The sequence below is a fragment of the Lysinibacillus sp. TE18511 genome, assembly GCF_054062295.1.
Window position 1 is genome coordinate 43595 of the sequence record NZ_JBSSFD010000035.1, and the last position, 6552, is coordinate 50146.

Here is a 6552-nt window from a genome sequence, read left to right on the forward strand (position 1 = left end):
GCGAATACGAACATAAGTTTCTACACCATTGTTTTATTTTTAAAAATATTAAAACTATTCTCTATAATTATTTCACTTTCCGAAATAGTTTCGTTATAATGGAGACAGTTACATAAAAAGGGGTGTTAATTGATGGAAGTTTTACCATTACGAAAAGATGTGCCAGTAGAAGAAACTTGGGATTTAAAGGGTTTACTTGAAAATGACGCGGATTTTGAGCCTGCTTTAGCTCAGCTTGTAGAGGATGCACTAAACTTTGAACGCAAGTATCAAGGTACAATTACAGATGCCCAACAGGTGATTGCTGTATTAACAGCTTCTGAAGCATTACAAGAAAGCATTGTTCCTATTGGCGCTTATGCAAACTTAAATATTCAAGCAGATCGTACGGATGACGTAGCTCAAATGCGTTCTGCAAAATTCAGTACAGCAGTCGGAAAAATTAGTAGTGCACTATCATTTGTACGCAGTGAATTACTAGCATTAAATGAAGAGATTTTACAAGAAGCTGCGAAGTCTAGCCCTATTTACAAGATTTACTTAGAAGAATTGTTAAAGCAAAAGCCTCATCAGCTACATCCAGAAGTGGAAAAAGCATTAGCTTCATTCAGTTCAACTTTTAAGGCACCCTATGAAACGTATAATACGGCAAAGCTAGTTGATATGCATTTTGGACAATTTGAGGCAAATGGTGAAAAGCATCCACTAAGCTTTGTATTATACGAAAATAACTGGGAGTTTGAGGCTAATACAAATGTACGCCGCGCTGCATTTGAGGCATTTTCCGGTAAATTACGCGATTATCAGCACACAACTGCCAAAATCTATAACACACATATCCAACAAGAAAAAACAATGGCTGATTTACGAGGCTTTGACTCTGTCATTGACTATTTACTGTTTGATCAGGATGTTGATCGATCGCTATATAATCGTCAAATAGATCTTATTACAAAAGAGCTTGCGCCTCATATGCGCCGTTACGCGAAGCTTATTCAACAAGCGAATGGCATCGAGAAAATGACATTTGCTGACTTAAAGATAGCACTTGATCCAGATTACGATCCTAAAATAACAATGGCTGAAGCAAAGGGTTACGTAGAAAAATCGTTAGCAGTTATGGGTGAAGAATACAAGAACTTAATGGAGAAGGCTTTTAACGAGCGTTGGATTGATTATGCACCAAACAAAGGAAAATCTACGGGCGCATTCTGTTCGAGTCCATATGGCAGTCATCCATATATTTTAATGTCATGGAATGAACGTATGAATGAGGTATTCACTCTGATCCACGAGTTAGGACACGCAGGTCATTTTGCGAATGCGCATGCACATCAATCTTATTTTAACAGTCGTCCTTCGCTATACTTTATTGAGGCACCATCCACAATGAATGAAATGCTACTAGCAAATTATTTATTAACTCATAACGATGACCTTCGTTTCAAACGCTGGGTTATTTCTAATATTGTGTCCAAAACGTATTATCATAACTTCGTGACACACTTACTAGAAGCAGCCTATCAACGAAAAGTATATGAATTAATTGACGCTGGTGAAGCTGTTAATGCTACAGTTTTAAATCAATTAAAACGTTCTGTCCTTGAAGATTTCTGGGGCGATACTGTCGATATTTCTGAAGGTGCAGAGCTTACTTGGATGCGTCAGCCACACTATTATATGGGCTTATACCCTTACACATATAGTGCAGGCTTAACGATTTCTACACAAGTATCTCAGCGTATATTAACGGAAGGCAGTACAGCGGTAGATGAATGGTTAGCTGTCCTCCAAGCTGGTGGCACGAAATCACCTGTAGAGCTAGCTCAAATGGCAGGTGTTGATATTACAACAGAGCAACCGCTTCGAGATACGATTTCTTATATCGGTCACCTCGTTGATGAGCTTGAACGATTAACAATGGGGATTGAAGCTATTAAAAGATAATCAACCCTACTCTGCTTAACAAGAAACCATCCAACGCTTTTAATGCGTAGATGGTTTCTTTTTTTAGTTCTAAGTTAGAAAATATGTACATATACTATAATCAGGGCGTCCATCTACCTTTTTTAGATATTTCTAAATAGACTATCATTTTTCTTCGTACTAATGTACCGTTATTATTAAGTGTAAGCAATTTATTTAGCAAAATTCGACTAACAATTTTCAAAGGAAGTGTTTCTAATTATGGTAAAACGTAATGATCCATGCCCATGCGGTAGCGGCAAAAAATATAAAAAATGTTGTGAAGGTAAACAGCAGGTTACAGTAGAAACTGTAGCAATCGAAGAATTAGAGCGTGTACTACAAACATTTTACTTAGAATATCCTGAACGCAAAGATGTTCGTGCCTATATCGAACATGTAGGCACATGGCAGCCTAAATTAGAAAGCGTACTACAAAGAGAGCTAATTGAGGCAATCGCGTTAGACGACTTCTTCTTCCATCAAGAGCCATCTATTTGGAAAGGTTACTTAAAGAAAACGAAGAAAAAAGCGGTAAGACCTTCTACGTTAAAAGTATTAGAAGGCTGGTCACAACCAAATTTATTTATTGGTTCTGTGTCAGTTGTAGAAGAAAAATATTTCAAGGCTATACATGTGTTAACAAATGAAGAAATTTATATTCGTCGAGAAAATGACAAGCCAATTCCTGAAGGCATGCATGTTTTTGCATTCATTTTACCAGATGGTACAAAAAAATCAGAGTATTATTTAGCTGTTTCAACGCTGATTTTCTTCCCAGAAGATCATGCAAAAGTATTTGAGCAATTCAAGAAAAATTTTGAGGCTTCTGACAAGAAGGTTGAAGCGTTCTTAAAAGGAGATCATTTATCCTTCTGGGAATTACTTGTTTCAAATGGTTATAAAGGCGAGGAATTCACTAACTTTGAGAGCAATGTACTTACACAAGTTAAAGATTTCCTTGAGCAAAATGATCGTGAAACAGCTCCTATGTTAGAGCTTTTAGAGGACTATTTAATTGAAGGACAACCAGCTGCGCGTAAAGAGGCTGCCATTGCTGCAGGTGCGATTCGATATGGTCAGGAAAAAGAGTTATTCGATTCGCTATCAATGACAGTAAAAGAAATCGCAGCAACGTTTGATATTTCAGCTTCCTCTCTGACAAAATATTACCAAGACTTAAGTAACTATGTTGCAACTAAATAATGCATAAAAATAAAAAGACGCCGTACACCTTTTTTCTTAAAGTGTACGGCTCTTTGTGTATAAATAGAAAAAAGCTACTTTTGTAATAAGTAAGGACCTATCAACAAAGTAGCTTTTTCTATGGTAACCAACCAATTCCATTATTTCCGAACATATTGTTATTTATGCATTTTATTTAGTAAATATGATTATTTATTATGCAAAAATAAAACTTTTATCACTATTATTTGAACGTACTCAATTTAGTACTTATGATTGCTTTGTCAAAGCCTTTAAAATTCGCAGACATTACCTACTGTAAACCTTTAGAAGCTCTTCTCCTAGAAACTGTAGTCTCTCCCCTACTGAGCAAGCTTCAATACAGAAACGATGAGCTCCAGGCTTACCACGCTCTTTTCGTAATTGCTTTATCACTAGGCAATCAGCGCAATACGTATCATGCAGTTCATCAATATCTTTCATAACCGTCACTTTATCCATTTTGAGCTCTTGCTCCTTTCACGTCCAAATTTCACTTCTTACTATTATGAAGTGAACGTTTTGATCAAGCAACTATTTTGTTTTTGTTGATCTTCATCTCATTAAGATATTGTGTAAAAGCACTATTGATGTACAATTAAAGTAAAATCTAAATTAAAAAGTAGGGATTTTATGTTAGAAGTAAACATAGATGCTGCCAGTGCAGGAAATCCAGGCCCTAGTGGTATTGGAATATTTATTAAAGGAGAAGGCCAACATATACAAATCAGTGAGTATATAGGGGAAGCCAATAACCATATTGCTGAGTTTACTGCCTTAGTACGTGGCCTTGAAGAAGCACAAAAACTCGGTTCAAACATTGTCTCAGTACGTTCTGATTCAAAAATTGTTGTAGCCTCTATGGAAAAAGAATATGTCAAAAATGAGGAATTTAAACCTTATCTTGAGCAGGCACTTACACTTGCACGTAGCTTCGATTTATTTTTCATCAAATGGGTTCCAGATGCGCAAAATAAAGCTGCAGATGCACTTGCACGTAACGCAATTCAAAAAGAAAAAAAATAAACCACCTTATGAGGACTGTCCCTTGCCTACATCCATCAAGTGTCAGTCCCTTCAATTCGTTCAGGTACTTACTATCCCCCAATATGTTATTTTTTACTCTTTTTTTTATTAGGCTCTGTTTAATAAAGGTGTTGATATTCGACTATTACTAACATTCATTCTAAGATCTAGGGTGCAGAACAAACTAGCGCGTTAGAGCATGCCGTTTCCGAAGAATTTCCATCTCATCAAGGTTGGATTCCAGATACTCAGTAAATGTTTTTACTACCGAACAAATTGAGATGAAAACGAAATAATCGTCTGATTTTTCAGAAATCGTGTATAATAAAATTACAAATCAAGTACTAAGAAAGGAAACTTAGAGAATGGTTAAAAAAAATACTTTATATATATTAATTCTTATGATTGGTATTTTTGTTTTTAACGGTATTCTTAAATGGCTAAACATTCCTACTTATGACCAGATACTTGAAACAATGTTAGGAAAGCCAGATACGTCAAATATTTTCATTGCATTAATAATTACTGGAATACTAATTTACTTAATTATCTTTGGTATCTCTAAACCTCAAAAGTTTTTTAGAAAACGTTGATTTAATTAAATATACAAAATAAACCTAAAAAACGTTCCCTAATGAAAGTTAGGGAATAACCCCCCATTCAATTGATTTTATTAAAAGTCAAGTAAATGTTTATAAAGCTCTATAACTAAATAATTCAATACAATGTCACACATTATATAGGGTTAAAAGGAAAGGATAGATGAACAGGGGGATTACCTGCTTATATCTATCCTTTTCAGATTGATGTTGAAAGACAAAAAAGTTGGGAACTAAAAACTCGATCCATTAGCTGTGGGTCGAGTTTTTTATTACACTAAATAATTCAAAAAGGGTTTCACCTAATAATTGTGAAATATGTTAATATAATCACAAATGATTTATGAAGCAGTAGCAATTACTTTGTTGATTCAGATGTATATAAAAATGATTTTATCTATTATGTGGTCACGTCAGATTTAAGCTGTTTACAACGGTAAGAAAAAAATATTTACCAAACGAAGGTTTGGGGACTTTTTACGTCAATTAATAAAAAAGTTATTTCCAACGAATTTAATGGTAAACTTTTTTAAAAGGAGGTTATTAAATTGTTTGATGAAATGAAAGGTACGATTAATCATTTGGAGGAAAAAGAATTGAAATCATTATTATTTCAATTCTTTTTCCGTATACAAGCTGTCGAAGAAAGAAAAGGTTATTCAGAGCAGCAATTCTTTTTAGACATAAAAAATACATATAACGACCTGTTGGAGTACAAAAAAAATCAAGAAAGTGTCGAACAACACACACAATTTCATACTACTCATATTGTATTTGGCGATTCGCCTACTGGTAGCTTAAAAATTGCTTTAAAAGAGTTAGGACTAAATCAACAGGAACAGATTATTGCCTTTTCCGATTTATTTTCAATAGGTTCAATTTGGAATTTACATAACTCACAAGGTGTTGCTAATAGGTATGAATGGTTAAAAACACATCTAAATATTGATGATGAAGTGCTATTTAGTTATCAAGCTAACTTTAACAGGACTATTTTAAAAATTGAACAAACCCCAAGTTACCACCCTATTATTATTTGGGCTGGAGAAAATGCACATGAACAAACAGGTTTAAGATTTGTTCTCTATTTATTAAAAGAGAAAACAAACGACATCTTTATCATTAATACAAATGAGGCATATAAAACTCATTTTGATAGAACCGAAATCGATTTTACGCCATTACATATGGGTGAACTCTCATCTGAGCAATTAAAACAAATTTATGAAAACGAGAAAAATGGTCATGCTCTAACTCAAACGGAACGTAAAGTACTTGAACAGCAATGGGAGCAACTATGTGAGGATAAAGAAGTTTTAAGAATCTGGGACAATAATAAAATAATGAGTGTTACTGAAAATTATTACGATGAGTACATCATTAATACAGTTAAGAAGTCCCATCAGAAGAAAAAACACAATGACTTTATAAAATCAGCTAGAATAATTGGCGAAGTAATTGGTCATTTAAATCAATATGTTGGCGACCAATTTATAGAATATCGTGTCAGACGTTTAATCGTCGATGGCATATTTGACATGGAAGGTGTTCCGAAGGCAATGCGATACTATAGCATTAAAATTCGATAATGCTTCAACTTTCTAGGCTATATTGCAACTGACATTTCAGAATGTTACCAAACCTGAAGTGACCCCTAAAAGTTAGACACGGTTATTTCATTTAGGCAGCTTGGGTAAATTGCGTTCGGTATTGCACCGGGCTCAATTTTAATTTTGCC

At 34.4% G+C, this 6552-nt stretch carries 5 protein-coding genes; 4 read left to right on the forward strand and 1 reads right to left on the reverse strand.

What is annotated here, in order from left to right:
- Window positions 1-132: 132 nt before the first annotated feature.
- Complete coding sequence (gene pepF / locus ACVWXS_RS19970; protein ID WP_456959872.1) at window positions 133-1947, forward strand: oligoendopeptidase F; 1815 nt, start codon at window positions 133-135, stop codon at window positions 1945-1947.
- Window positions 1948-2187: 240 nt separating this feature from the next.
- Complete coding sequence (locus ACVWXS_RS19975) at window positions 2188-3171, forward strand: SEC-C domain-containing protein (protein WP_456959874.1); 984 nt, start codon at window positions 2188-2190, stop codon at window positions 3169-3171.
- Window positions 3172-3459: 288 nt separating this feature from the next.
- On the opposite strand, the gene ACVWXS_RS19980 is transcribed toward ACVWXS_RS19975, so the two are convergent.
- On the reverse strand, window positions 3460-3651 hold the full coding sequence (locus ACVWXS_RS19980) for a zinc-finger domain-containing protein (RefSeq protein WP_068982684.1): 192 nt from the start codon (window positions 3649-3651) through the stop codon (window positions 3460-3462).
- Window positions 3652-3822: 171 nt separating this feature from the next.
- Here ACVWXS_RS19980 and ACVWXS_RS19985 point away from each other — a divergent pair, with 171 nt between their 5' ends.
- Together ACVWXS_RS19985 and ACVWXS_RS19990 are read left to right on the forward strand one after the other, a co-directional pair.
- The gene (locus tag ACVWXS_RS19985) at window positions 3823-4215 is read left to right on the forward strand and encodes a ribonuclease HI family protein (RefSeq protein WP_456959875.1); all 393 of its coding nucleotides are present in this window, start codon (window positions 3823-3825) and stop codon (window positions 4213-4215) included.
- Between the two features lie 1147 nt (window positions 4216-5362).
- The gene (locus ACVWXS_RS19990) at window positions 5363-6403 is read left to right on the forward strand and encodes a DUF1835 domain-containing protein (protein ID WP_456959876.1); all 1041 of its coding nucleotides are present in this window, start codon (window positions 5363-5365) and stop codon (window positions 6401-6403) included.
- Window positions 6404-6552 lie beyond the last annotated feature (149 nt).

Excerpts from the sequence above, each read along its gene's own strand:
- ACVWXS_RS19980 (WP_068982684.1), bottom strand. The coding sequence starts at position 3,651 with ATGGATAAAGTGACGGTTATGAAAGATATTGATGAACTGCATGATACG.
- ACVWXS_RS19975 (WP_456959874.1), top strand. The coding sequence starts at position 2,188 with ATGGTAAAACGTAATGATCCATGCCCATGCGGTAGCGGCAAAAAATAT.
- ACVWXS_RS19985 (WP_456959875.1), top strand. The coding sequence starts at position 3,823 with ATGTTAGAAGTAAACATAGATGCTGCCAGTGCAGGAAATCCAGGCCCT.
- pepF (WP_456959872.1), top strand. The coding sequence starts at position 133 with ATGGAAGTTTTACCATTACGAAAAGATGTGCCAGTAGAAGAAACTTGG.